Raw genomic sequence first — 23,761 nt, 5'->3', positions numbered from 1 at the left:
ACCCCTCAGGGCCATCCGCGCCGACCGCGCACACCCCGAACGGGACAGGACCTACATGTGCGGCTGGTTGTAGTACCGGCCGAACTGTTCCAGGTAGGACGGCTCGCCGCCGTGTTTGGACTCCTCGAACTCGGGAGCGTCCTTGATCTGGTCCTTGGTCCGGTCGACGTAGACCTTCTCCTCCACCATGTCGATCACCCTGATCGTGCCGGCGGGCAGCAGGACGTGCTTGCCGAAGATCCACACCCCGGTGTCCACGACCACGTAGGAGGCACCGACCTCCTCCGAATGCTTGCTGATCTTGCCGATGCCGCCGTCCGTGGCCTCGACCTTGTAGCCGACGATGTCAGTGCCGCGCTGGTATCCCGTCTCCGGACGGTACCCCCAGATGTCGAACTCCGTCACAGCAGACCTCCTTCATCATGCGCGCCCTGCCGTTTCAGTGGCCGAGGGCGCGCTTCAGCTCTGCCTTGTCCATCTTCGAACGGCCCTCGATACCCCGCTGCTTGGCCTCGTTGTACAGCTGTTCCTTGGTGGGACCCTGCGCACCGCTGTGCGAGCGCTGCCCACCGCGCTTGGAAGACGACATGTCGTGGGTGGAGGACCGGCTCGCCGTCTTCGACTCACCGGAGCGGGCACGTTCCTTGCTGACCGTGCGGGCCGCGATCTCCTTGGCACGCTTCGTGCTCTCGCCGCGCTGCTCGGCACTCTCCTTGATGTGCTCGTACTGCCGTTCCCGCTTGGGGCTGGAACCACGAGGCATGACGACCTCCTCAGCTCGTGTTGTGCGCGGTGGCCGGGCCGCTGGGCCCGCCCTGCGCCTTCCCGTCGAGGGCCACCTCATTCAGAACGGTGACCACCTGCTTTCGGGTGGGCCCGGTCATGTGAGGAAGGGACGGGTTGCGGTCAGATCGAGGAGCCGTTCGACGGCTCGGCCGGCCCGGGTGATGCGCATGCGGCGGCCGGCACTCAGCGCGGCCGCACTGGCGGCCAAGAGGACGTTGAGGCCTGCGCAGTCGCAGAACGTGACCCGGCTCAGGTCGAGGAGGAGGGTGCCGCGGTGGGAGACGAGCGCGGTCTGGAGGGCCTCGCGCAGGAGTGCGGCGTCGTCGAAGTCGATCTCGCCGCTCACCCGGACGCGGACGGTCCCTGATGGCGAACCGGGCGTCACTACGACTTCCAGGCCGGCGGCTTCCGGGGTGTCCGGTCGGCCGGCGCACACGATGGCGGCCATGGCTGCCTCCCCACACGCTCTGGGGCTGCTGGTGCTTCCATCAGCATCGTCGACACCGAACGGGCATACGTCAAGAATTACGTGAAAAACAGGACGTATATACAAAAACGAGGCATGCTGGAGTCATGGCTGCCGAAGCACTTCCCAGAGCCCCCTGGACGTTCCTGACCAGCCACGCGCGCGTCCTGCTGGTCCTCGCCAAGGATCCGGAGGTCCGCCTGAGGGAGGTCGCCGCGACCTGCGTACTGACCGAGCGGACCGTGCAGACGATCGTCGCCGACCTGGAGCAGGAGGGATACCTCACCCGGGTACGCACCGGGCGCCGCAATCACTACCGGATCACTCCCGGAGCCAAGTTCCGCCACCCCGCCGAAGCGGGGCGCGACATCGCCGGCCTCCTCGCCCTCTTCGAAGACAACCCGCCCCCGGCCCCCGCGGCGCGCACAGCCCGCCGTGAAGCGCAGCGGGCCTGACCGAACACGCGGCAGGGAAGCCGGGCCCGGGGCCTACGTAGGTCAGGTGTTCAGGAGGCGGTTGAAGAACGACCGGTAGTGCTGCAGCGCCAGTCGCAGGTCTTCGGTCGCGACCTGTTCGCCCTGGCTCCACTGCTCCTCCAACCCCTGCTTGTGGGCGGAGAACGAACGGGCAAGGGTCTGCATCACCTCGGCGACCAGGGCGTCCGCCGACCTGACGGCCTCCTGCGGGTCGTCGACGAACCGGCCCTGGATCTCGCTCCATGCCTTGTGGTACTCCGCGGTCTCCTCGGCACCCAGCAGTGGCTCATCGACACCGGCCTGCCCTGAGCCGGTCTCCGATCCGCTGTCCGCCGGGAGACCCTCCCCGCTTTCGCGGGTCTCGCGCTCCTCGCCAGCCGCCTCCGCGGTGGCCTCCCCCGGGTACACGGGCGGCGTCCGCCCGTCGGCCGGCGCGCCGAATTCGGCGTCCGTGCCGGTGCCTGTGCCGGTGCCTGTGCCGGTGCCTGTGCCGGCCTCCGAAGCCGACACCGGATGGGCGATGTCCTCCGTCGTGATGCCGGCGTCTCCGACTCGATCGTTGCTGCTTGCGTGGTTCTGCATCTCACCGGCTCCTCTGGTCACTCAGTAGGTCGTCGAACAGGGCGCGGTAGTGCACCATCGCCCCTCGGAGTTCCTCGGTCGTCGTCCGTTGATCAGCGCTGCGCACCTTGACGTCGTGGGCGGCCCGGTAGTGCTCCAGGGTGCGGCCGTGTTCGACCGAGAGGTCACGCAGCTGACCGCGGTAGTCGTCCGTGGGATACCCCCGCTCCGCCATGAGTCGCGACACCAGTGCGTCGGCCTCCTCCACGGAGCCTTCCGGTCGGTCTACGAAATGCTCTTGGACGCTGCTCCATTCGACGGCGTACTGGTCTCGCCGCTCAGCGGGCAGCTCCTTGATCTCAAGCTTGTCGTGGCGTTCCTCGCGTGCCCTCAGCTCGCGGTCGGCTGCCATGCGGCCGCCCTCCGCCTCGACCGTGCGGTTGTACTCGGGTCCGAACTGGTTCTGCAGATGGCGTCGGCGCGCCGCCATCCACAATCCGGCCACGAGCGCGATCACGACGACGGCTGCGATGGCAATGACGACTATGAGCGTGCTGGTTGACATGGTTGGCCTCCATCCTGGGCCTCATCTGGCTTCATTCACATCGGGGTTGTCGGGCTTGTCGGGGTTGTCGGCGAACGGGCTGGTGTCGATGTGCGCGAGCAGGTCGGCCGGGTGCCGGTATACCGCTCGGGCCCCGGCCTCTTCGAGGTCGCGCCGCGGGATGCCGCCGCAGAGGAGTCCCACGCACGCGACGCCGGCGCGGGAGCCCGCCTCCATGTCCCAGACGGTGTCGCCGACGAATACGGCGCCATGCGCGGGAGCGTCTGCGAGGCCGAGGGCGTGCTGCACCGGGTCCGGTGCGGGCTTGCCCTCGTCGACGTCGTCGGAACTCGACGTCGCGGTAATGGCGTCATCGGCGCCGACGGCCCTTCTGAGAGCGTCGAGCTCGGCATCCTTCGCCGAGGTCACGAGCACGACCCGCCAACCCCGTCGGTCCAGCGCGCGCAGCAGCTCGGCTGCCGAGTCCAGCGGGGGCAGCCGGTCGAAGTACGTGCCGTAGAGGGTGGTGTGGGCGGCGCTCAGCGTGTCGTCCTCGCTCGTGTCCCGGTCCTCGCCCAGCAGGTGCGCGAGGAGGTCCTCGCCGGGGAGTCCGATCGCGCGGTGGATGTCGTGCATCGCGACGTCGTGGCCCGCCTGTCGCAGGGCCTCCCACCAGCAGACGACATGCAGGTGATTGGTATCGGCCAGGGTGCCGTCGACGTCGAACAGAGCGGCACGGTTCATGTCCGCCTCCCGCAGGGCTCAGCGGCCGAGCGTTGCTTGCGCTCGGCCCCGTTCGCGGAGAAGGCCGTTCTCACAGCTCCCCCAGGGCGGGCAGCAGCTTCGTCGCCGACCAGTCCAGGAAGGGTTCCTGCTGGTCGCCGCCGATCTGGACGAGGGCGATCTCGGTGAATCCGGCATCGACGTAGGGGCGTACCGCATCGACGAAGGCGTCCACGTCGTCGCCGCAGGGGATGGCATGCGCGACGTCCTCGGGCCGGGTGTGCTGCGAGGCCTGGGCGAAGCCCGCGGGACCGGGGAGTTCCGCGTTGACCTTCCAGCCGCCGAGCGCCCAGCGGAACTGGTCGTGCGCCCGGGCCACGGCCGCGTCGCGGTCGGGGTCGTAGGAGACGGGGAGCTGGCCCACCCCTGGTTTGCCGGAGCCTCCGTACGCGCCGAACGCGGTCAGCAGCTCCTTCTTCGGTTCGGTGGCGATGAGCAGGTCACCGTAGCGGCCCGCGATCTCGCAGGAGCGGTCTCCGGAGACGGCGATCCCGATCGGGGGCGGATCGTCGGGGAGGTCCCAGAGTCTGGCGTTCTCGACGTCGAAATGGGCGCCGTGGTGGCTGACGTACCCACCGGCGAACAGGGAGCGGATGATCCCCACCGCTTCCTCGAGCATGTCCAGGCGGACGTGCGCGGCGGGCCAGCCCGCGCCGACGATGTGCTCGTTGAGGTTCTCGCCCGAGCCGAGGCCCAGCCGGAAGCGCCCCTGGGACAGGAGCTGCATCGTGGCCGCCTTCTGGGCGATCACCGCGGGGTGGTAGCGGAAGGTCGGGCAGGTCACGTACGTCATGAGCGGGATCCGGGAGGTGGCCTGCGCGGCGGCGCCCAGGACGCTCCACGCGTAGGGCGCGTGCCCTTGGGCCTCCAGCCAGGGGAAGGAGTGGTCGGAGATGACGGAGAAGTCGAACCCGGCCCGCTCGGCACCCACCACGTGGTCGACCAGTTCCCGGGGCCCGGCCTGCTCGGTCATCATCGTGTACCCGATTTGCACCATACGGGGCGCCTTACCGCTTCGGCCCCGTTGAAACGTTGCGACCCGTCCGGGTGAGGCGAGGTTGCGGCTCGTGATCGGTCCGGCGGATCGCGCTGGTGCCCTCCCGATCACAGCCCCGCCCGTGGCCTCAGGCCGGGTGACCGGGCTCCAGATGACGCAGCTCCCGGTACCGGAGCAGCGGGGGCGGCGGGCCCTCGTTCTGCGGGCACACTGCCACGGGTGCCAGGAGGAAGCCCACGTGGTCGCCGCCCTCGATCCGCCCTTCGATCCGGCCGGTGAACCACGTGGAGAGCTGCTCCAGAACCGGACTGCCTGCCTCTCCCGGATGCCAGACGACCGTTGCGAACTTGTCCACCCGGTCGCCCGTCTCCCCTCCGAAGAGCTCCGCCAACGCCCGGTCGTCCCGGTGGAGCAGGTGCACGGTGAGGTACTCGGCCTCGCGCGCGACGCGGTAGGTGTGGTTGGCGATCGACAGCCAGACGGCGAACCTCGGAGGGTCGATGGAACACTGCGAGGCGAATCCCACGAGGCAGCCCGCCCGCTCGCCGCCGGATGCGGCAGTGACCACGTACATCGGGCCGTCGAGAACGTCGGTGAAGGGGTCGAGCTCCGTCACATCGCCTCCGCCGCTCAGAGCAGCGCCTCCAGCCTGATGGGCAGGTCCGTCAGACGCTTGCCGGTGGCGTTGAACACCGCGTTCCCGATGGCTGCCGGGACTCCCACGATGGTGATCTCCCCCAGCCCCTTGACCCCGATGGGATCTGCCAGGGGGTCCTCGGTGTCGATGAACGCGGCGTCCAGTTCGGGAACGTCGGCGTTGACCGGGACCAGGTAGTCGGCCAGGCCCGCGTTGACGATCCGGCCGTCGCGGTGGTCCGTGGCCGTGCCCTCCAGCAGGGCCATGCCGATCCCGCCCACCATGCCTCCGATGGCCTGGCTGTGGGCCAGTTTGGGGCTGATCACGCGGCCCACGTCGTAGGCCGCGAACATGCGGCGGATCCGGACGAGCCCGAGGAGCGGGTCGACCGACACTTCGGCGAAGACGGCGCCGTAGCCGTAGCTGGAGATCCTCTGGTCGGTGTCGCCGGGACCCCAGGTGGCGGTGGCCTCCAGGCCGGGCAGGCCGGCGCGGCCTAGGATCTCGCGGTAGCTGTCGGCGGCGCCGTTCGCCCCGGTGCTGAGCCGGCCGTCGCGGACGGTGATCTTGGCGGGGTCAGCTCGGTACAGGGGCGAGGCGGGGTCCGCCACCGCGACCCGGGCGCGCGACCCGACCTGGCGGCGGTTGTTGTGGTACGAGGCGGTGGCCATGCCCATGCCGATCAGCAGGTCGCCGTCCCTGCGGTCGCCGGGTGCCGCAGCGCGCCGCGACCATCCGAAGCGGCGGGCTCCGAGGTCGTAGCACTCGCGCAGCCTGCGGGTGGAGAAGGGCAGGCGGGTCACCTCGTCGCGGGTGGGTTCGTTGCGGAGCCGTAGCTCGATGGGATCGATGCCCAGGTCGTGCGCCAGTTGGTCCACGGCGGTTTCGAGGGCGAAGGCGCTGCTGACGACGCCCGGGCCGCGCATGGACGCGGGTGACTGGGTGTCGATGGCGGTGAGCCGGTACCGGGTCCTCGTGTGGGGGACACCGTAGAAGAACTTCGGCAGGTCGGTGAGGCCTTCCTCGTACTGCTCGTAGCGCGAAGTCTCCGTGCGGACCTCGTAGATGAGGCTCTCGATGCGTCCCGTCGTGCCCGCCCCGAGCGCGAGGCGCTGCCGGCTGGCGGGCCGGTAGCCGGTGCCGTAGTAGGACTGGCGCCTCGACAGCACTACCTTGACGGGCCGTCTGGCGTGCCGCGCCGCGAACGCGGCCAGGACGACGTGGTCGTAGGCACGGATGGCGCTGCCGAACCCGCCGCCGACGTACTCGCAGTGCACCCGGACGTCCTGTTCGGAGATGCCGAGCGCGCCGGCCACGGAGCGGGCCGCGCCCTGGACCCACTGGGACTTGTCCCAGAGCGTGAGCTTGTCGCCCTCCCACCTCGCGATGGTCGAGGGCAGCTCGATCGGGTTGTGGTTCTCCCGGCTGATGGTGAATTCGAGGTCCACCTTGGCGTGTGCGGATCCGAGGGCGCCGTCAGGGTCGCCGCGGCTGTAGTCCGGGTTCGACGGCGCCGTGACGGACATTGCGCGGGGGTCGTCGAAGTCGGTGAGGGTCGGCCGCCGGTCGTAGGCCGCTTCGACGAGGGAGGCGCCGTGGGCCGCGGCCTCCGCCGTCGTGGCCAGCACGACGGCGATCGGCTGGCCGTAGAACGTCAGCTCGGTCACCGAGTGGGCGAGGTTCAAGGAGCTGAAGTCGGTGAGGACGTGCAGGACGCCGGGATGGGCGCGGGCCGCGTCCGTGGCGATGGCGGAGACCTTGCCGCGAGCCGCGGCGGCGTTGACGATGACGCCGTACAGCAGACCTTCCGGACGGTGCTCGGCGGCGTACGTCGCGGCGCCCGTGACCTTGAGCCGGGCGTCGCCGCGTGAGAACGGCTGCCCCGCGACGTCGCCGGCCATCACCGGCCTCCGATCGTCGTCAACTGGCGGCGCACGGTCCGCTCCAGGAGCTGGATCTTGAACGCGTTGCCGGACAGTGCCCGTGCGCCGTCAGCGGCGCGCGAGGCGGCCTCGGTCCACGTCGCGCGGCCGGGACGCCCGCCCACCAGCGCCCGTTCCACCCGCGGCAGCCGCCACGGCACGGTGGCGACGCCGCCGACGGCCACGCGAGCGCCCCGGATCACCCCGCCCCTGATGTCCAGCGCCACCGCCGCCGACGCGAGGGCGAATTCGTACGACTGGCGGTCCCTGACCTTCAGGTACCCCGACCGCCGGGTATGGGGGCCGGCGGGGACGTGTACGGAGGTGATGAGTTCACCCGGCCTCAGATCCTGTTCCCGGTACGGGGTGTTCCCCGGCCGCAGGAAGAACTCCGCGACCGGGACCGCCCGGGCGCCGTCCGTGCCCCGCAGATGGACGACGGCGTCCAGGGCCGCCAGCGCCACGGCGAGGTCCGATGGGTGCGTGGCCAGGCAGTGCGCGCTGCCCCCCAGGACCGCTTGCATCCGGTTGTCGCCGTCGATGGCGTCGCACCCCGTGCCGGGGGACCGCCTGTTGCACGCCGAGTGCACGTCCCGGAAGTAGGGCCACCGGGGGCGCTGCATGAGGTTCCCGCCGATGGAGGCCATGTTGCGCAGCTGCGCGGAGGCGCCCAGTTCCAGTGACTGTGCGATGACGGGGTATTGGGAGCGTACGTCCGGGTGCGCGGCGAGTTCGCTCATCCGGACCAGGGCACCCACCCGTAGCCCTTCGGAGGACACGGTGATGTCCCGGTACGGGAGACCGTTGTCTGCTCGATCGCCGTGACGATGTTCGTATAGGCGCCGCAGCGGCAGAGGTTGCCGCTCATCCACTCGCGGACCTCCTCCCGGGAGCGGGCGTGCCCTTCCGCGATGCAAGCCACCCCCGAGACGATTTGGCCCGGTGTGCAGTACCCGCATTGCAACCCGTCGTGGTCGATGAACGCCTGCTGGAGGGGGTGCAGGCGGTCGCCGCGCGAGAGTCCCTCGATGGTGGTGACGCGCGCACCGTCGTGCATGACGGCGAAGGTGAGGCAGGAGTTCACCCTGCGGTCGTCCACCAGGACCGTGCACGCCCCGCAGGCTCCCTGGTCGCAGCCCTTCTTCGTGCCGGGCAGCCCCAGGTGCTCCCGCAGGAGGTCGAGGAGCGACGTTCTGTTGTCCACCACCGCGGACCGCCGCTCCCCGTTGACGGTCAGCCCGACCGTCGTCGTCGTGGCGGCGCCCAGCGGGACCAGGCCCGGGGAAGCGCCGGACGCGCCCCCGGAAAACTGCAGGGGCACCCCCACGGCAGCCGTCGACACGACCAGGAAGCGCCGCCGGCCCATGCGGCCCATGACGGACGCCCCGCCGAACCCACCTGACATGAACCGCGCCTTCCGGTGACCGGGACCGCAGTGTCGACCGCGCACCTCAAGCAGGGCACGGGAAGACGTAGTCGATCATCCAGTGAACACTCAGAGGGAAAGAACCGCTACTCACTGTAGCAGCGGAGCCCGGGGAGCCTTCGAAATGATCACCGCGGCAGTTCCAACACGAAGGCGGTGGCGCCCGGCTCGCTACGCAGGGTCAGGGTGCCGCCGTGCGCGTTCACCAGGGAGCGGGCCACCGCGAGGCCGAGGCCGCTGCCGCCGTTCTCGCGGCTGCGGGCCTTGTCCACGCGGTAGAACCGGTCGAATATCCGGCGCTGGTCGGCGTCCGTGATGCCGGGCCCCGTGTCGGCCACGACCACCCGGGCGGCCCCCGCGTCACGTCCACCGTCACGGACACGCGCGTCCCCGCGGGCGTGTGGACGGCCGCGTTGGTGAGCAGATCGCATCGACGACGCACACCTCCCCGAGGGGGCCGCGGACGCGGTCTTCGCGTGGCTGCGCGAAGTCGACGCCCGGTTCAGCCCGTTCAAGCCCGACAGCGAGGTGTCCCGCCTGGACCGGGGCGAGCTGAGCACCGGCGGCGTCAGCGCCGACCTCGCCCATGTCCTGGAGCTGTGCGAGGAGTACCGCAGGGCGAGCGGCGGGGCCTTCGACATACGGCTGCGGGGCCGGGGACTCGACCCGTGCGCCGTCGTCAAGGGATGGTCGGTGCAGCGCGCCGCCGAGCTGCTGACGGCGGCCGGGGTACGGCGGTTCTGCCTGAACGCCGGCGGCGACATCGTCGCCGCCGGCGGCCCCTGGAGGGTGGGCATACGTCACCCCGAGGGCGCCGGCCGGCTCTGCGCGGCCCACGCCACGCACCCCGACGGGGCACGCCGCCTGAGAGTGGGAACGGCGGGGAGGATCTCACGGAGCGGCCCCCGGGGCCGCTGCGGCCGCTGCCGCCGGACGTACCGGATACGCAGGACGGTGCACCGCTCAGCCGGGACGTGACTCCCCGTGGACCGGCATCCTTCGTCAGCACCTCCGACGTCCGGTAGGGGCATGGAGGAGTACGTGGCGGACGATGGACGTGGCCTCGTTCTGATGGTTGTCCAGCCAGTCGGTGAGGTGTTCGCGGACGACCTCCTGGACGTAGGCGTCCGCTTCGGGATTCCTGAGCCTGGTCCTGGTGGGGCCCTCGAAGACGGGATGGGCGAGTTTTACGGAGACGATCGCGGTCAGGCCCTCGTGGACGGCCCCGGCCGTGATGTCCTCGTCGTCCGCGGACAGTTGCCCCTGCCGGCGCGCGTATTCGTTGACGATGTGCGTGAGCGCAGTACGGAAGCCCTCTTCGTGAGCTCCGCCCTCGCGGGTGCGGGTGCTGTTCGCGAAGGAGTGGAGCTCGCCCGGGGACCAGGTGTTCCACTGCATGGCGACCTGCACGAGGATCGTCTTGCTCTCGTTCTCCGACTCGAAGGCGATGGAGGGAGAGTGGACGAGGCTCGCGGGGTAGGGGTTGAGCCGGGCGACGAAGGCCCGAAGGCCGTCCGCGTGGTGGTGGCGAACCGGGCGCTCCGGACGCTCATCGGTGAGGGAGACGGCCAGGCCCCCGTTGAGGAAGGCCAGTTCCTGGAAGCGCTCCGACAGCGTGGCGAACGAGAACCGGCTGGTCTCGAAGATGTCGGCGTCGGGCAGGAACTCGATCGTGGTGCCGTGTTCGCTCGTCTCCTCGTGCCTCGTCAAGGGGGTGACCGGGATGCCCTTCTCGTACTGCTGGGTCCAACGGTGGCCGGCTCGGTGGACCTCGACCGTGAGGCGGCTCGACAGCGCGTTGACCACGCACAGGCCCAGGCCGGTGAGGCCGCCGGAGACCCCATAGCCGGTGTGGTTCTTTGAGCCGAAGGACAGCTCCGTCAGTTCGAGTTCGACGGCCGACTTGCCGGTGGGCTCCTCCACCTCGACGGGCAGGCCCCGCCCGTTGTCCACGACGCGAATGCCGCCGTCCGCGGTGATCGTGACGCCGATGGCGTCGGCGTGGCCGGCCAGGTGCTCGTCGACGGCGTACGAGACGACTTCGTACACCAGGTGGTGCAGGCCGCGTTCGCCGGTCGAGCCGATGTACATGCCGGGGCGCCTGCGTACCGCCTCGCGGTCTTCGAGTACCTGGATGTGAGTGCCGGCGTACTCGTTCACGTTCGCGGGCTGACTGGGGTTGCCGGACTCGGTCATGAAGCACCCTCCCTGGGCCGTCCTGAGCACGTTTGCGGGCGGAGGTCGCCGAAGGCGCCTACGCTGCTTTCGCGGCGTCGCCCATGTGTGCCCATCCTAGGCATCTGAAGGTAAATGCGCAGGTCAGGCCATGTATGACGAGGTCCCCGGTGGCCGCGTCCACGGCTTTGCCAAAGCCGCCGTTCCGGAGGGCCGCCGCGGGGGGCGGAGCAGCGCGAAGGCCCCGCCGAAGGCTCCCGAGGCGGCGTTCTCGGCGAAGCCGGAGGGCCTTTCCCCACGCATTTTCCGGCATGGCGCTCCTAGAGCCCCCACCGCTTCCACCACCAGGACGCGCCGGCCCCGAAGATGATCGCGTCGGCCCGCGCCGCCAGAGGCGCACGCTATGGACGCCGGGCCATCGGTTTCCCTTACAGGTGTACCGACTACGGCACCGCCTCCGGGCGACCACGGGCAGCCTGGCCGACGAGCAGGACGGCTGGGCTGACATCCCTCACCATCAAGTCTTCCGCGAAAGCCATGTCGTTGGAGAATGCCGCGGGGCAACGTTCTCGAACGACATGGCACGCGAGCAGGTCAGCAGCCGTCTACCCGCCAGGTGAACTGCGACGGGACAGGAAGACGACGGCTGCCCGGACGGTGTGTCAGACCACGGCGAGCCGGTCCACCAGCAGCTCCATCCTCCGCTCGGCTTCCGACGGCGGCAGCCGTCCCGCCCGGGTCAGGGTGGCCAGCCCGTGCAGGGCCGCCCAGAACACCTCGGTGAACAGCCCCGGGTGGACGCCGTCCCCGGCGACCTCGGCGAGGTTCTCCAGAAGGACGGCGAAGGCGTTCTTCAGCGGCTCCGGGGTGTCCTCCTGCGCGAACGCCAGGCCGCCGTCGAGCTGGAACATGGCGTCGTAGACCGCCGGGTTGCGTTCGGCGAAGTCGAGGTAGGCGCGGGCGAGGGCGGTGACCCGGGCGTGCGGGCCGTCCGCGGCGGAGGTTGCGGCCCGCAGCGCCGATGCCATCTCGGCGGCGCCTTCGAGGGCGACGGCGCCGATGATCTCGCGCTTGCCGCGGAAGTGGCTGTAGAGGACGGGCTGGCTGTACTCGATGCGCTCGGCGAGCCGGCGGGTGGTGACTGCGTCCCAGCCCTGCTGCTCGGCGAGTTCGCGGGCCGTCGCCACGATGAGGCGCTCGCGGTCCGCCCGTTCGCGTTCCTTGCGTTGCTGTACCGACATGATTCGATCCTAGCACCGCTAGACAACCGAGCGGCAGTAGTACTAGCGTTGCCTCATCAGCTAGCGGCGCTAGATCCCAGGAGGGGTCATCATGCTCGACGCACTCAAGGTCGTCACCATCGTGGTCGTCGGAGTGATGGTGGGGGTGGAGTTCTCCGTCGCCTTCGTCATCAACCGGATCCTCGACGCACTCCCCGGCGACAACGGCCAGCTCGGCCGCGCCCACGGGGGCCGGATGCTCGGCGCCGTGATGCCGGTCTGGTACATCGGCTCGCTCGTCCTCGCCGCGGTCTGGGCCATCGCCGGATGGCACCGCCCCGGCGCCGGACTCGTCGTCACCGCCGGCGCGCTGCTGATCGTCAGCGTGATCATGTCGATCCTGCTGCTCGTACCGATCAACAACCGGAGCAAGACGTGGACCCCCGAGAACCGGCCCGAGGACTGGAAGCAGCAGAGCAACCGCTGGGACCGCTTCCACTATGTCCGCGTCGCCGTCATCGTCGCCGCCTTCGCCCTGCTGGCCGCCGCCCTCGTCTGAGCCGGCAGTCCGAGACCGCGCAGGCGGCGCGTGCTCCCGCGACTTCCGCGAATGCCAGGTCGTTCGAGAACCCCGGGCCTCCGCCTTCTCGAACGACCTGGCATCCCAGCAGGTCAACGGCTCACCATCTGACAGATGCCCTGCGACAGGACACGGGTGACGCGAGGAAAGCGGTCGGATCAGCCTCCGGCTACCCGCCGCGCGAGGCTCTCACGCAGTCGGGTCAGCCTGCGGATCTCGGCGTCGAGGGCAGCGAGTCTGTGGCCGACGATCCCCGGTTCGGCAGCGCCGGCTTCGGCAGCGCCGGCTTCGGCAGCGCCGCAACGGGGCGGTGGGTCCTCGGCGAGCAGGTGGAGACGGTCGGCGCGACTGCGCAGATCCTCAACAGTGAGGCCGAGGGCCAGCAGGTCGCGGATGATGCGGACTCGCGCGACTTCGCCGAGCCCGTACTCCCGCTGCCCCGAGGCCGTGCGTGCGGGCGGGGGCAGCAACCCGCACTGCTCGTAGAACCGCAGCGCTCTGGCCGTGGTGTCGGCCGCTGCCGCCGCTTCGCCGATCCGCACTGTCTCCCACTCCCCGTCTCTGCCCGCCCACGGCTGCCGGGCCGCCACCGCACCACCGAGCTACAACTCCACGACGACAGCCCCGAAGTGCCGGCCCTCGATCAATTCCTGCAACGCCTGCGGTGCCCGATCGATGCCCGAGATCCGGGCGTGAGGAAAGCTGATCTTGCCGGCGCGCAGCCACTCGCCGAAGCGAGCGTTCCATTCCGTCTCCACATCAGGGTGGTCCGCACCGCTGTATCCGCGCAGCGAGATGCCCTTGGCCACCAGGCGGAAAGCATCGATTTCCACCGGCGCGCTGCCACCGGCCCGCTGCGCCGCCAGCTGCCCCGACAAAGTCCCCACCAGGGCGAAGCGCGCGCCGTGGCGCGCCGCACCGAGCGCCGCGATCAGTTGCTCGCCCGCGACGGTGTCGACCAGAACGTCGATGCCCTCGGGCGCCGCCTCGGCGAGCTGGTCCGCGAGGGGCGTGGTCCCTCGCAGCACGACCGCGTCGTAGCCCAGCTCGGACACCAGCCGCTCCGCCTTGTGCGGCGAGCCGGTGCTGCCGATCACCTTCCCGGCACCCAGCAGCCGGGCGATCTGCCCCGCCAGGGAACCCACCGCTCCCGTTGCACCGGTGACGAAGACCACGTCACCCGCACGGACGTGGGCAAGGCGGGTCAGCGCACCGTAGGCCGCTGATCCCTGGGCCAGGTACGCCATCGGATCGGGCAACACATCGTCGAGGACACTGCACTCGACGACGGACACCAGCGAGTACTCCCGCCAGCCGTGCAGGTGTGCCACGACGTCGCCCCTGCGCAGTGGGCTGTCGGCCGGGGCGGCAACGACCTCGCCGACACAGGGCCCGAACAGGGTGTCACCACTGCGCAGCGGAGGCAGCGGCAATCCGGCCCCCGAAGATCTGGCTGCTGGTGATCGCGGCCCTGCCACCGATCGCCGCGGCCACCGCGGCCGCCGTCCGCACGGTCCCCGGCCAACTCGTCGAAGGGGCCCGGGCCTTGGGTTCGGGTCCGGTCGCGCTGCTGCTCTCCGTCCGGCTGCCCTCCGCCCTGCCCGAGATCCTCACGGGCGTCCGTATCGCCATCGGCGTCGCGTACACCTCGGTCGTCGCGGCGGAGACCATCAACGGCGTGCCCGGCATCGGCGGCATGATCCGCGACGCGCAGCGCTACAACCAGACCGCACTGGTGATCGCGGGCATCCTCGCCATCGGCCTGTCCGGGATCGTGCTGGACGCGCTCCTACGGCTCGTCGAGCGGATCGCCGTCCCGTGGCGCGGGCGCGCCTGACCCCCTGGCCCTTCACTCCACCCTGCTCTGCCCCGCTCTCCCCCCTTTTCGCCGTCCGAGTTCAGACCGGAGATCATCCATGCCCGGAACCCTGTCCCGCCGTTCCCTCCTGCTCGCCGCGGCCGTCACCCTGACGGCCTCCGCCACCGCCGCGTGCGGAGGTGGCGGGGACTCGGCCGAGGGCTCCGCCGGGCGGACCACCGTACGGATCGCCTACCAGGCGATACCCAACGCCGATCTGGTGGTGAAGAACCAGAAGCTGCTGGAGAAGGCCCTCCCCCAAGTCGACGTGAAATGGGTGAAGTTTGAGTCCGGGGGCGATGTCAACACCGCCGTCATCGCAGGGGCGGTGGATCTGGGTCTGGCCGGGTCGAGCCCGGTCACCAAGGGTCTGTCCGCGCCGCTGAACATCCCGTACAAGGTGGTGTGGATCCATGACCTGATCGGGGACAACGAGGCACTCGTCGCCAAGTCCGGGATCGGTTCGGTGAAGGACCTGGCCGGCAAGAAGGTGGCCACTCCCTTCGGGTCGACCGCCCACTACTCGCTGCTCGCCGCGCTGACCGCTGCCGGTGTCGAGCCGTCGGCGGTGCAGACCATCGACCTTCAGCCGCAGGACGCGCTCGCCGCGTGGAAGCGCGGGGACATCGACGCCGCCTACGTGTGGACGCCGACGCTGAGCGAACTGACCAAGGACGGCAAGGTGCTCGTCAGCAGCCGTGAACTGGCCAGGCAGGGCAAGCCCACGGCCGACCTGGGTGTGGTCACGAACGACTTTGCGGCCAAGCACCCGGAGGTGGTCACCGCCTGGATCAAGGCGCAGGACCAGGCCGTCGCGCAGGCGCGCACCGCACCGGACCAGGCCGCGAAGTCCATCGGTGCGGAGCTCGGGCTGCCGGCGGAGGAGGCGAAGCGGCAGCTGTCGGAACTGGTGCTGCTGAGTGCGAAGGAGCAGACCGGTGCCGAGTACCTGGGCACGCCGGGCGCTCCCGGCAAGCTCGCGGCGAACCTGCACGACGCCGCCGTGTTCCTGAAGGGGCAGAAGGCGGTCGACGCGGTGCCGGACGAGGCGGTGTTCGGGCGGGCGCTCGCGGTGGAGGAGCTCGGCCGTGCCGCGAACTGACGCCCCGGATACGGAGGTCGCGGTCGTCGACCTGGCGGGGGTGTCGGTCAGATACGGCTCGGCCAAGCAGCCGGTGACGGCGCTCGAAGGCGTGGACCTACGGATTCACGCGGGGGAGTTCGTCGTCCTGGTCGGGCCGTCCGGCTGCGGGAAGACGAGCCTGCTGCGCGTGGTGGCGGGCTTCGAACGGCCCGCTTCGGGCCACGCCCTGGTCCGGGGCACGCCCCCGCGGCCGGGTGCGGGGGCCGGGGTGGTTTTCCAGCAGCCGCGGTTGTTCCCCTGGCGCACGGTCGGCGGGAACCTCGGCTTCGCGCTGGCCCGGCTCGGGATCCCGCGCGCCGAGCGGAGCGGCCGGATCGCGGAGCTCCTGGACCGGGTGGGCCTGCCCGGCATGGGGGGCCGGCGGACGTGGGAGCTGTCGGGCGGCCAGCAGCAGCGGGTGGCGCTCGCCAGAGCACTGGCGGCCGAACCCGAACTCCTGCTCATGGACGAGCCGTTCGCCGCGCTCGACGCGCTGACCCGGGAGCGGCTCCAGGAGGAGGTACGGACCTTGGCCGGGCGCCTCGGCACGACTGTGCTGTTCGTGACCCATTCGGCGGAGGAAGCGGTACTGCTGGGCTCCCGGGTACTGGTCATGGCGGCAGGGCCCGGCCGGGTGGTGGCGGAGCTGCCGGTAGGCCTGGACCGAGAGCCGGGCACGGATGTCTCCGCACTGCGGGCCTCGCCCGAGTTCGCCCGGCTGCGCGGCCGTCTGACGGGGATCATGCGCGGCTGAGGCGGCCCCGGTCACGCGGGAAGGTGTCCACCCCCTGGGTGAGGTGAACACCTTCGCCGTTCCCCGCGGTTCGCATCGCATCAGAAGCGCGTGCCCGCATCCGCAAGGAAGCCGGCGACGGCCGAGGCGAAGGCCGGCGGATCGTCCAGCCACGGGTAGTGGCCGGCATCCGCCTGAACCATGAGACGGGCCTCCGGGAAGAGCGCGGCCGCTCGCGCCGCCGACGCCGCGGTGGGCCAGAGGTCTCTTTCTCCGGCCAGGATCAGGACGGGGGCCGGGAGCCCGGCGAGGCGGGCGTGGAGCCCGGCGGGGTCGGGGATGTAGCCCGGCGGGGTCGGGGGTGTAGCCGTCGTAGAAGGCCTCGCTCACCGGGAGGGAACGCTGAGCGGGGTCCGCCGCGGCGTGCGCCCGGGCGGCGGCGTCCCAGCAGCCGTACATCAGCGGCTCGAAGGCCAGGCGGTGAGGGGTCGCTGGCGGGAGGGCGAGTTGCTGGTCCACGGCCGGCGCCGGCCCGACGCCTCGACCCTGCACGGTCGAGGCCTCCGGGAAGTCCGCCTCGGGCGTGGACACCGCGGGATACTCGGGTCGCAGCAGCTGCCCGGTCACGCCGTCGTCGCGCACCGCTCCCTCCGCGATCACCAGGTCACCGTCGGCTATGCCGGGCCGGATCGCCCCCGCCGTGCCCAGTCTGATGAAGGTGCGCACGCCCGCCTCGGCCAGCTCCCGGAACAGCAGGATCGCCCCGGGACCGCCGACCCCGTGTGAGCGACCGCCACCGGCAATCCCCGCCGACTCCCGGTGAAGAGGCGGTATTCGCGGTGGTGGGACACCTCCTTGGCATCGTCGAGCGGTCCCGCGACGGCTTCGGCCCGCGCCGGGTCGCCGACGACGAGCGCAGAGGCCGGGAGGCCGGTGCGCGGGATGCGGGTGAGGGGCAGCAGGTCCTGCGTCATACGACAGCTCCAGTGGTACGGGCGGCACGGCGCCGGCCCGCCGTGGTCAGGAAGAGGGCCGCGAGTGTGACGGCGTACGGCGCGGCGTCCGTGGCCTGCTGCGGCAGGCCGAGGCCCTGCAGGCGGAAGCCGACCGCTTCGGCGACGGCGAACAGCAGGGCCGCGAGCAGTACCCCGACGGGTGCGGCACGGCCGAGCATGACTGACAGCCAGTTCACCGCCTCCCCCTGAGGGGACCACCAAGCAACTGCCGGGCCTGCGAGCCGCAGGCCCGGCAGTTGGGCCGTCCTCTGGGCGCGCGAGGCGGACGGTCTGTCAACCCCACGGCGCGGAAGTTGCCTACGACCGCCGCGGCTTCGCCGGCACTGTGCCGGCCAGCGGCTTCTCAGGGTGTCCGGACGCCTTGTAGAGCGCCTTCACGATCGACGCGTCGGAGGTCCACCAGTCGTCGTCCGAGACGTCCCAGACGATCACCGTGCCGATGCCGACGCCCTTGGCGAACTCCAGTTTCGCGGTGGCTGTGCTCGGGGTCTCGAACCACACGTTGTTCTTGAACGGGTACGTGCCGGGCTGCCCCTTCCGAAACGCCGGCCGCTCCGTCTCGCCGATGTCCTTGATGTTCGGCTTCCCGTCCATGGCACGGGACGGACCGTAGTCCTCCACGATCTCCCACCAGCGTTCGACCCTGTAGCCGGGAGGCCCCTGCCGCGTGGGTCGGTCGGATTCCTCGCCGTAGGAGAAGTTGTAGCCGTAGCACGGCACTCCGACGGCGATCTTGTTCCTCGGGACGCCGTGCCCCGGCCCCTTGCCCTGCCAGTTGATGTAGTGGGGATTGGAGTAGTACCAGACCGAATCCTCGACGCTGAGGATCGGATTCTCCCCCGGTCCGCCCTGGTCCGGCACCAAGGACGGCCACTCCCCCTGCTGCTCGCCCAGGTAGTCCTTCTGCCGTTTGATCCGCAGGGTCTCGGAATGCGGACCGCAGGGGCTCGTTTCCCGGGCTCCCGTGAAGTCGTGGGTCATCACGCCGATCCATTCGACGTGCCGGGACAGTCCCTTCGCATCGAAGTTGTTCCCGTACCACGCGGTGGCCGGGACGGCGCAGGAGACGGTGTAGTCCGGCGACGGAAGGCCCTTGCGGAGGAAGCCGGCCAGGTGGACCAGGCCCGTCCCGGCGGCGTGGGGACCCTTGGCGATGCTCCTGCCGCCCAGGTCACCGGCGGCGGCACCCTTCTCGTCCCACCAGCATGCGAGGTCTAGGCCCACGCCTTCGAGCTGATGCTCCCGCACGAAACCGGCGACGTTCTCACACATCTTGACGAAGGCCGGATCCTCCGCCGACGCACCGCCCTTCTCGCACAACCGGCGGAACTCGTAGTCCGTCGTACCGCCGACGGCCACCATGAGCCGTACGTCACGGTCCCGCGCAGCGTCCCGGAAGGCGACGATCGTCTCTTCCACCGCCCTGACCGAGTCCGGCCTGAAACCGCCGGATTCGTCGAACATCAGGAACGCGACGATCGCGTGCGTCATGTGGTTGAACTGCTCGGTGTTCTCCAGGTACTGCTCCGCCTTGCGCCAGGTGGGCACGTAGCAGGCGATGTTGACCGGTCCCTTGTGCGGCTCGCTGGTGAGGTCGTAGAGCTCGTCCTTCAGGCGCCAGGCGTTGGCGGCGGGATCACCATCGCCCGGCGGAAGGTTGCCCGGCGACCAGGCCGCCGTTTCCCACGCCATGTCCTTGTACGTGCACTTGGCTCCCTTCGGGAAGCCCTCCTGGCCCTTCTTCTTGAACCGGGGCCACTCGCTGTCGGGGTAATCCTTGGACCAACCCATGGTCGTCCTTCTCTCGACGAGGTCTCCGCCACGGCCACAGACGGGACGGCAAGCACCGCATCACCGTCCCGAGGCCGCGATGCCCCGCCTTCTGTTTGCGCCTCGCCACACGGCCGGAAGTAGACGTTGCGGCCCGGTCGCCGAGCTGTCCGTAAGATCTGCTGCTCGGTGACTTCGGACCAACACGAGGCTCTCCCTCAGGCGGGTCTCCGTGATCACCATTGAAGTGCCGTGCGCGTCTTGGTCTACGACATTCCCTCGTTTGACGGCGCGTCACTCCCGCGTCCGAGCTCGCAGCGAGCGCTCCAAAGCCGGCCGACACCTCCGGACCGTCCCCACCCCCGGCACGGACCCACCCGGCGCGGGGTGGCCTCAGTCGCCGCTTCCGACACCGCGATCGGGTGCGCTCATGTCCCCCGTCGCGGGAGTGCCGTCGGCGAGCCCGTAACGCAGGTACACGGTGCCCTTCGGGCCGGCCTCCGGGGGCGCGAGGAGCGTGACGTTGGTGGGCACCGCGCCCTCGTCGAACACCTTCTTCCCGACGCCGAGCACGATCGGGTGCAGCCACAGGTCGAGACGGTCGAAGAGCTTCTCGCGCAGGAGGGTCTGCACGAGGTTCAGGCTCCCGACGACCTTCACGTGCTCGTGCCGGTCGCGGATCTCACGCACCGCGTCGGCGAGGTCCGGACCGAGCTGTGTGGACCCGGCCCACGAGAGGTCGGGCCTGCCGCGAGAGGCCACGTACTTCGGGACGCGGTTGAAGAGCGTGGCGATCTCGTCGTCCTCGCCGCCCTCCTGGTGGGGCCAGTAGGCGGCGAAGATGTCATACGTCCGCCGACCGAGCAGGAGGGCGTCCGTGTCCTCGTAGGCGGCACCGACCTGCGCCCCGGCGACCTCGTCCAGCAGGGGTGCCTGCCAGCCGCCGAACGGGAACCCCACCGGGTCCTCGTCGGGGCCGCCGGGCGCCTGCCCGACGAGATCGAGGGTCGCGAACATCTCGATGTGGATGAGGCCCATGGCTTACTCCCGATGCGTCGATTGTCTCCGTCAAGAGATAGACCTGCGGATGCCCGCAGACTCATCGCCGCGACGGAACCCGGCTCCATACGGTCCAGTCGGCCCATCCGGCCAAGCAGGCGTCCGGTCGTAGCATCATGATGCTCGCCTCCCGGACCCACCACACGAACGGGAGGCAGAGCAGCTACTACGCGTTCACCGACACCAGCCGAACCGAGAGCGACCGCCATGAATCACGTTCCCGCGGACCCGACGGTGCTTCACCCGTTGCCCGACCAGCCGCGCGTGGTCCTGCTGAAGCCGCTGGTGACCTCGCCGCTGATCGAGGTCGGGGAGTACTCCTACTACGACGACCCGGAGGATCCGACCGCGTTCGAGACCCGCAACGTGCTCTACCACTACGGTCCGGAGAGGCTGGTCATCGGGAAGTTCTGCGCGCTGGGCACCGGGGTGCGGTTCATCATGAACGGCGCCAACCACCGCATGGACGGCCCCTCCACATTCCCCTTCCCCATCATGGGCGGCGCCTGGGCCGAGCACTTCGACCTGCTCGCCGGCCTGCCGGGCAGGGGCAACACCGTCGTCGGCAACGACGTCTGGTTCGGCTACGACACCATGGTCATGCCGGGAGTACGCATCGGGCACGGCGCGATCATCGCGTCCGGCGCCGTGGTCGCGGACGACGTCCCCGACTACGGCATCGTCGGCGGCAACCCGGCGAAACTCATCCGTACCCGCTACAACGACGACGAGATCGCCCGCCTGCTCGCCGTGGCCTGGTGGGACTGGCCGGCAGAGCACATCACCGAACACATCCGAGCCATCATGTCCGGCACCATCGACGACCTCGAAGCGATCGCACCACGGGCCTGAGCCGGGACCGGGCCGGCGTCGCCTGAGAGGTCAGCCGTGGCAGCGGAGCCGGACCAGGATCGTGTCGCCGGGCAGGGATGCGAGGTACGCCTCACTGCCCGGCCACGGGGTGGGCCCCGGACGTTCGTGGGGGCACAGGGCCGGGTCGCAGGTGGCGTGCAGGGCGTTGCTGCCTCCCTCCAGCCACCAGCCGTCGAGGGTGAGCACGTCCGTGTCCGGCGGGTACCGGTGGGTGAACTCGCGGATGTAGGCGTGCCGGTCGCCGTCGTAGTTGATGACGGGGTGCTCTGTGGGGCTCGGGAACCACAGGGCGCCCATGCCGAGGCTGTGGGGGTGGCCGAGGTAGGCACGGATCAGCGGTTGGGCGCGGTAGGCGGCGAACATGTCGTCGCCCCAGCGGTCGTCCGGGAAGGCGGTGGGGTCGTTCCACCAACGATCCACGAAGTCCGCGAGGGGCAGGGCCGGAGGATGTACGGCGGACAGGTGGTGCCACAGATCCCAGGAGGCTGCGACCGTGCGCTCGGACGCAGCGAGCGGCTGCGAGAAGTCGAGCAGCGCGCGCGGTCCCCCGGCGCAGACTCCGGGGGCGCTGGGACAGGGCGTGCCGTCGTACCAGGGGTCGTCGTGGATGAGCCTGGGGTCGTTCTCATGGCTGGAGGCGATGGCGAACCCGGTGCCGTCGCTGCCCCCGAGGATGCGGCGCGAATCCCACACGCCACGATCGACGGGGTTGTCATCCGTGTCGAGGTAGAAGGGGGCGAGGGCCTCGTCGAGCGCGCCCTCGATGTCGTCTGCGGCCTCTGCCGGCAAGCAGACCGTCACCCGTATGCCGGCCATCCACCCCACCCCTCCTCGGTGCGTCCACACTACCGTCGTGCCGGCGGGTCATGTGGTGGGCCAGGTGCCCAGGGCTCGGGCCAGTCGGTCGCTGTGGTCTCGGGTGATGCCCTGGGCGAGGTGGATTCCGCACCGGGGGCTGCCGGGTTCGTCGCAGTGCAGGATGCCGGGGAAGTGGGCTCGACTGCCGGAGAGCGGGGAAGGCGCGGGCATCGCCCATGCGGCCGGCTCCCACAGGGGGTGGTCGAGGAGAAGGGCTCGTGCCAGCCGCGGGACTTCACCAGCTGCGACGCCCGCCTGGGTGAGGGCGCTGACCGGAGGCGCCGGACGGCGCTTCGTGAGGAACAACCGGCTCCACCACGCCGACAACCTGTGTACCTCCGCCACCCTCACCCATTCGAAGGCCGCGAACGCCACTACGGGGTGGCTGACGAAGACTCCGCCTCCGGCGCGGCCATGACCAAGCCGGAGCTCACGGCCTCGATCCCGATGTGTTGGAGAGACGCCCAACGGTCGAGGTTCTCGCAGGCCCAGGCGGGGTCGTACGCCGCCGTGGGCAGCTGCGGTATGCGCTTGCGGCCGGTTGCGTCGAGGCGGTAGGGGACGTCGAAGGCCGTGTTCCAGCCTTCCAGGTGCGCGGCAAAACGCTCTTCCGCCTCCGCCGGACCGATTCCCAGGTACTGGGCGATCTCCGCCCAGGAACTGCCCTGCTCGCGTTCGTAGATCACGGCCGAGGCCAGAGCGCGCTCTGCGAGCTCGACGAGCTGGAGTGCCTGGCTTACCCGGCCCCCGGGACCGGTGTCAGGGTCGTTCTCTGTGGCGACCAGGCCGGCGGCGCCATCCGCAACGTCCACGGCGTGATCGCAGAGGACCAGGCGTGCCAGAGCCTGGCGGGTGAATCGGGCACGGTCGGCATCGTAAGGGGTCGTCTCAGTCACCCCCACAGCCTCCCAGGCCGCATCCGCGGCGAAAACCCGATTTCCGCAGGGGATCGGTCTCCGCGCGTGCCGGTGTCCTGGCGCTGGACGCCGACCGTGTGCGTGCCCTTCCGTTCCATCAGGCTCTCGAACATGTCCCGCCGGCGAGTTCCCTCGGGGTGGAGGTCACCGACGGACACTCCCGCCCGAGGGAGAAGGCTCACAGTCCGGAGCCCCCGGTCGCGTCGATCACCTTGCCGGTGACCCAGCGTGCGTCATCCGAGGCGAGGAAGGCCACGATGTCGGCCACGTCTTCCGGCCGGCCGACCCGGCCCAACGCGGCCAAGGAGGCCGCGTGGGCTTCGGCCTCCGGGTTGCCGCGCAGCCAGCCCGCGTTGACGTCCGTGTCGATGATGCCAGGGGCGACCGAGTTGGCTGTGATGCCCCGGCCGCCCAGCTCCTTGGCGAGGTTGAGGGTGAAGTTGTCCAGGGCGCCCTTGGTCGCGCCGTAGGCGATGATTTCCGGCATGGCGAGGTGGGCCGCGCCGCTGGAGATGTTGATGATCCGGCCGGCATCGCGCAGTCGCCTCAGCCCCTCCTGCACGACGAAGAACGGTGCTCGCACGTTCACGGCGAAGACCTCGTCGAAGCCGTCCTCGGTCAGTGATGCCAGGTCCGCACTGAGCCCGATCCCGGCGTTGTTGACGATGATGTCGACGACGCGCTCGGGTGCGTGGTCGGCGATCTGGGCATCGAAGGCCGACCACAAGGCGGCGGCGTCTCCGCGACGGCCTAGCTCCGCGTGCAGGGCGAAGGCCCGCCCGCCGTCCTTTCGGATGCGCTCCACGACGTCGTGCGCCGCGCTCTCGTCGCGGGCGTAGGTCAGTGCGACAAGCGCGCCGTCCTGGGCGAGGCGCTCCGCGATGGCTCGCCCGATGCCCCTGCTGCCACCGGTGACCAGCGCGATCTTTCCGTCAAGTCGCTGCAGACCCATGATGGTTGGCCGCCTTTCATTTGTTGAGT

Annotated in this window: 25 protein-coding genes and 7 pseudogenes; 7 read left to right on the top strand and 25 right to left on the bottom strand. The window is 70.3% G+C overall.

Features of this window, described 5'->3' with window-relative positions:
* Positions 1-51 precede the first annotated feature (51 nt).
* The 3 genes from ACFWBN_RS08585 to ACFWBN_RS08575 form a co-directional block, all read right to left on the bottom strand.
* Positions 52-405, bottom strand: coding sequence for a PRC-barrel domain-containing protein (locus ACFWBN_RS08585; protein ID WP_385172632.1), 354 nt, complete (start codon positions 403-405; stop codon positions 52-54).
* A gap of 34 nt (positions 406-439) precedes the next feature.
* Positions 440-763, bottom strand: a complete 324-nt coding sequence (locus ACFWBN_RS08580) for a plasmid stabilization protein (protein WP_385172629.1) — start codon at positions 761-763, stop codon at positions 440-442.
* 117 nt (positions 764-880) lie between these two features.
* Positions 881-1,234, bottom strand: a complete 354-nt coding sequence (locus ACFWBN_RS08575; protein ID WP_385172626.1) for an STAS domain-containing protein — start codon at positions 1,232-1,234, stop codon at positions 881-883.
* A 125-nt stretch (positions 1,235-1,359) separates the two neighbouring features.
* On the opposite strand from ACFWBN_RS08575, the gene ACFWBN_RS08570 reads away from it, so the two are divergent.
* Positions 1,360-1,707 carry a helix-turn-helix transcriptional regulator gene (locus tag ACFWBN_RS08570; protein WP_385172624.1) on the top strand — a complete coding sequence of 116 codons (348 nt, stop codon included), beginning with the start codon at positions 1,360-1,362 and terminating at the stop codon, positions 1,705-1,707.
* Positions 1,708-1,749: 42 nt separating this feature from the next.
* Here ACFWBN_RS08570 and ACFWBN_RS08565 read toward each other — a convergent pair whose 3' ends face one another.
* From ACFWBN_RS08565 to ACFWBN_RS08525, 9 genes and pseudogenes are all read right to left on the bottom strand, one after another.
* Positions 1,750-2,310 carry a hypothetical protein gene (locus tag ACFWBN_RS08565; protein WP_385172621.1) on the bottom strand — a complete coding sequence of 187 codons (561 nt, stop codon included), beginning with the start codon at positions 2,308-2,310 and terminating at the stop codon, positions 1,750-1,752.
* Position 2,311: 1 nt separating this feature from the next.
* Entirely contained in the window at positions 2,312-2,854 is a 543-nt protein-coding gene (locus ACFWBN_RS08560) for a hypothetical protein (protein WP_385172618.1), read from the bottom strand.
* 21 nt (positions 2,855-2,875) lie between these two features.
* The gene (locus tag ACFWBN_RS08555) at positions 2,876-3,577 is read right to left on the bottom strand and encodes an HAD family hydrolase (protein WP_385172615.1); all 702 of its coding nucleotides are present in this window, start codon (positions 3,575-3,577) and stop codon (positions 2,876-2,878) included.
* Between the two features lie 70 nt (positions 3,578-3,647).
* The gene (locus tag ACFWBN_RS08550) at positions 3,648-4,613 is read right to left on the bottom strand and encodes an LLM class F420-dependent oxidoreductase (protein ID WP_385172613.1); all 966 of its coding nucleotides are present in this window, start codon (positions 4,611-4,613) and stop codon (positions 3,648-3,650) included.
* A gap of 127 nt (positions 4,614-4,740) precedes the next feature.
* Positions 4,741-5,229, bottom strand: coding sequence for a flavin reductase family protein (locus tag ACFWBN_RS08545; RefSeq protein ID WP_385172610.1), 489 nt, complete (start codon positions 5,227-5,229; stop codon positions 4,741-4,743).
* 14 nt (positions 5,230-5,243) lie between these two features.
* On the bottom strand, positions 5,244-7,151 hold the full coding sequence (locus tag ACFWBN_RS08540; RefSeq protein WP_385172605.1) for a xanthine dehydrogenase family protein molybdopterin-binding subunit: 1,908 nt from the start codon (positions 7,149-7,151) through the stop codon (positions 5,244-5,246).
* Complete coding sequence (locus ACFWBN_RS08535; protein WP_385172603.1) at positions 7,151-8,131, bottom strand: FAD binding domain-containing protein; 981 nt, start codon at positions 8,129-8,131, stop codon at positions 7,151-7,153. The genes ACFWBN_RS08540 and ACFWBN_RS08535 overlap by 1 nt, the downstream gene beginning before the upstream one ends.
* Positions 8,044-8,538 (bottom strand): annotated as a pseudogene (locus ACFWBN_RS08530) ((2Fe-2S)-binding protein); the annotation flags it as partial. The pseudogene ACFWBN_RS08530 and the gene ACFWBN_RS08535, both read right to left, overlap by 88 nt.
* Positions 8,539-8,726: 188 nt before the next feature.
* Positions 8,727-9,025: pseudogene (locus ACFWBN_RS08525) on the bottom strand (sensor histidine kinase); the annotation flags it as partial.
* Positions 9,026-9,027: 2 nt separating this feature from the next.
* On the opposite strand from ACFWBN_RS08525, the pseudogene ACFWBN_RS08520 reads away from it, so the two are divergent.
* Positions 9,028-9,522, top strand: a pseudogene (locus ACFWBN_RS08520) (FAD:protein FMN transferase); the annotation flags it as partial.
* Between the two features lie 78 nt (positions 9,523-9,600).
* Here ACFWBN_RS08520 and ACFWBN_RS08515 read toward each other — a convergent pair.
* Both ACFWBN_RS08515 and ACFWBN_RS08510 read right to left on the bottom strand, forming a co-directional pair.
* Complete coding sequence (locus tag ACFWBN_RS08515; protein WP_385172600.1) at positions 9,601-10,794, bottom strand: ATP-binding protein; 1,194 nt, start codon at positions 10,792-10,794, stop codon at positions 9,601-9,603.
* Between the two features lie 641 nt (positions 10,795-11,435).
* The gene (locus ACFWBN_RS08510; RefSeq protein ID WP_385172597.1) at positions 11,436-12,014 is read right to left on the bottom strand and encodes a TetR/AcrR family transcriptional regulator; all 579 of its coding nucleotides are present in this window, start codon (positions 12,012-12,014) and stop codon (positions 11,436-11,438) included.
* A gap of 91 nt (positions 12,015-12,105) precedes the next feature.
* Between ACFWBN_RS08510 and ACFWBN_RS08505 the strand changes: the two genes are divergently transcribed.
* Positions 12,106-12,552, top strand: a complete 447-nt coding sequence (locus ACFWBN_RS08505; protein WP_385172594.1) for an anthrone oxygenase family protein — start codon at positions 12,106-12,108, stop codon at positions 12,550-12,552.
* Between the two features lie 179 nt (positions 12,553-12,731).
* Here ACFWBN_RS08505 and ACFWBN_RS08500 read toward each other — a convergent pair whose 3' ends face one another.
* Positions 12,732-13,115, bottom strand: coding sequence for a MerR family transcriptional regulator (locus tag ACFWBN_RS08500; RefSeq protein WP_385172591.1), 384 nt, complete (start codon positions 13,113-13,115; stop codon positions 12,732-12,734).
* A 60-nt stretch (positions 13,116-13,175) separates the two neighbouring features.
* A pseudogene (locus ACFWBN_RS08495) lies at positions 13,176-14,009 on the bottom strand (MDR family NADP-dependent oxidoreductase); the annotation flags it as partial.
* Between the two features lie 5 nt (positions 14,010-14,014).
* Between ACFWBN_RS08495 and ACFWBN_RS08490 the strand changes: the two are divergent.
* From ACFWBN_RS08490 to ACFWBN_RS08480, 3 genes and pseudogenes are all read left to right on the top strand, one after another.
* Positions 14,015-14,410: pseudogene (locus tag ACFWBN_RS08490) on the top strand (ABC transporter permease); the annotation flags it as partial.
* A gap of 79 nt (positions 14,411-14,489) precedes the next feature.
* The gene (locus ACFWBN_RS08485; protein WP_385172589.1) at positions 14,490-15,533 is read left to right on the top strand and encodes an ABC transporter substrate-binding protein; all 1,044 of its coding nucleotides are present in this window, start codon (positions 14,490-14,492) and stop codon (positions 15,531-15,533) included.
* Complete coding sequence (locus tag ACFWBN_RS08480) at positions 15,520-16,308, top strand: ABC transporter ATP-binding protein (RefSeq protein WP_385172586.1); 789 nt, start codon at positions 15,520-15,522, stop codon at positions 16,306-16,308. The genes ACFWBN_RS08485 and ACFWBN_RS08480 overlap by 14 nt, the downstream gene beginning before the upstream one ends.
* Positions 16,309-16,388: 80 nt before the next feature.
* On the opposite strand, the gene ACFWBN_RS08475 is transcribed toward ACFWBN_RS08480, so the two are convergent.
* The 5 genes and pseudogenes from ACFWBN_RS08475 to ACFWBN_RS08455 form a co-directional block, all read right to left on the bottom strand.
* The gene (locus ACFWBN_RS08475) at positions 16,389-16,628 is read right to left on the bottom strand and encodes an alpha/beta fold hydrolase (protein ID WP_385173085.1); all 240 of its coding nucleotides are present in this window, start codon (positions 16,626-16,628) and stop codon (positions 16,389-16,391) included.
* Positions 16,629-16,860: 232 nt separating this feature from the next.
* Positions 16,861-17,261 (bottom strand): annotated as a pseudogene (locus tag ACFWBN_RS08470) (purine-nucleoside phosphorylase); the annotation flags it as partial.
* Positions 17,258-17,470 (bottom strand): annotated as a pseudogene (locus ACFWBN_RS08465) (ABC transporter permease); the annotation flags it as partial. The pseudogenes ACFWBN_RS08465 and ACFWBN_RS08470, both read right to left, overlap by 4 nt.
* Before the next feature lie 130 nt (positions 17,471-17,600).
* Complete coding sequence (locus tag ACFWBN_RS08460) at positions 17,601-19,094, bottom strand: glycoside hydrolase family 18 protein (protein WP_385172583.1); 1,494 nt, start codon at positions 19,092-19,094, stop codon at positions 17,601-17,603.
* Between the two features lie 372 nt (positions 19,095-19,466).
* Positions 19,467-20,111: a dihydrofolate reductase family protein gene (locus tag ACFWBN_RS08455; protein ID WP_385172580.1), complete on the bottom strand. Its 645-nt coding sequence runs from the start codon at positions 20,109-20,111 to the stop codon at positions 19,467-19,469.
* 228 nt (positions 20,112-20,339) lie between these two features.
* Here ACFWBN_RS08455 and ACFWBN_RS08450 point away from each other — a divergent pair, with 228 nt between their 5' ends.
* Entirely contained in the window at positions 20,340-20,984 is a 645-nt protein-coding gene (locus ACFWBN_RS08450; protein ID WP_385172577.1) for a CatB-related O-acetyltransferase, read from the top strand.
* Positions 20,985-21,014: 30 nt separating this feature from the next.
* On the opposite strand, the gene ACFWBN_RS08445 is transcribed toward ACFWBN_RS08450, so the two are convergent.
* From ACFWBN_RS08445 to ACFWBN_RS08430, 4 genes are all read right to left on the bottom strand, one after another.
* Positions 21,015-21,821 (bottom strand): hypothetical protein, encoded by an 807-nt coding sequence (locus tag ACFWBN_RS08445; protein WP_385172574.1) that lies wholly within the window; start codon positions 21,819-21,821, stop codon positions 21,015-21,017.
* Positions 21,822-21,869: 48 nt separating this feature from the next.
* Complete coding sequence (locus tag ACFWBN_RS08440; RefSeq protein WP_385172571.1) at positions 21,870-22,169, bottom strand: hypothetical protein; 300 nt, start codon at positions 22,167-22,169, stop codon at positions 21,870-21,872.
* 68 nt (positions 22,170-22,237) lie between these two features.
* On the bottom strand, positions 22,238-22,759 hold the full coding sequence (locus ACFWBN_RS08435; RefSeq protein ID WP_385172568.1) for a hypothetical protein: 522 nt from the start codon (positions 22,757-22,759) through the stop codon (positions 22,238-22,240).
* 199 nt (positions 22,760-22,958) lie between these two features.
* Positions 22,959-23,732 carry an SDR family oxidoreductase gene (locus ACFWBN_RS08430; RefSeq protein WP_385172565.1) on the bottom strand — a complete coding sequence of 258 codons (774 nt, stop codon included), beginning with the start codon at positions 23,730-23,732 and terminating at the stop codon, positions 22,959-22,961.
* Positions 23,733-23,761 lie beyond the last annotated feature (29 nt).

Origin of the sequence: Streptomyces sp. NPDC059989 (assembly GCF_042736975.1) — a bacterium.
Lineage (GTDB): Bacteria > Actinomycetota > Actinomycetes > Streptomycetales > Streptomycetaceae > Streptomyces.
Note: the sequence above shows the minus strand (reverse complement) of the source record. Positions and strands in the feature narration are given on the sequence as shown.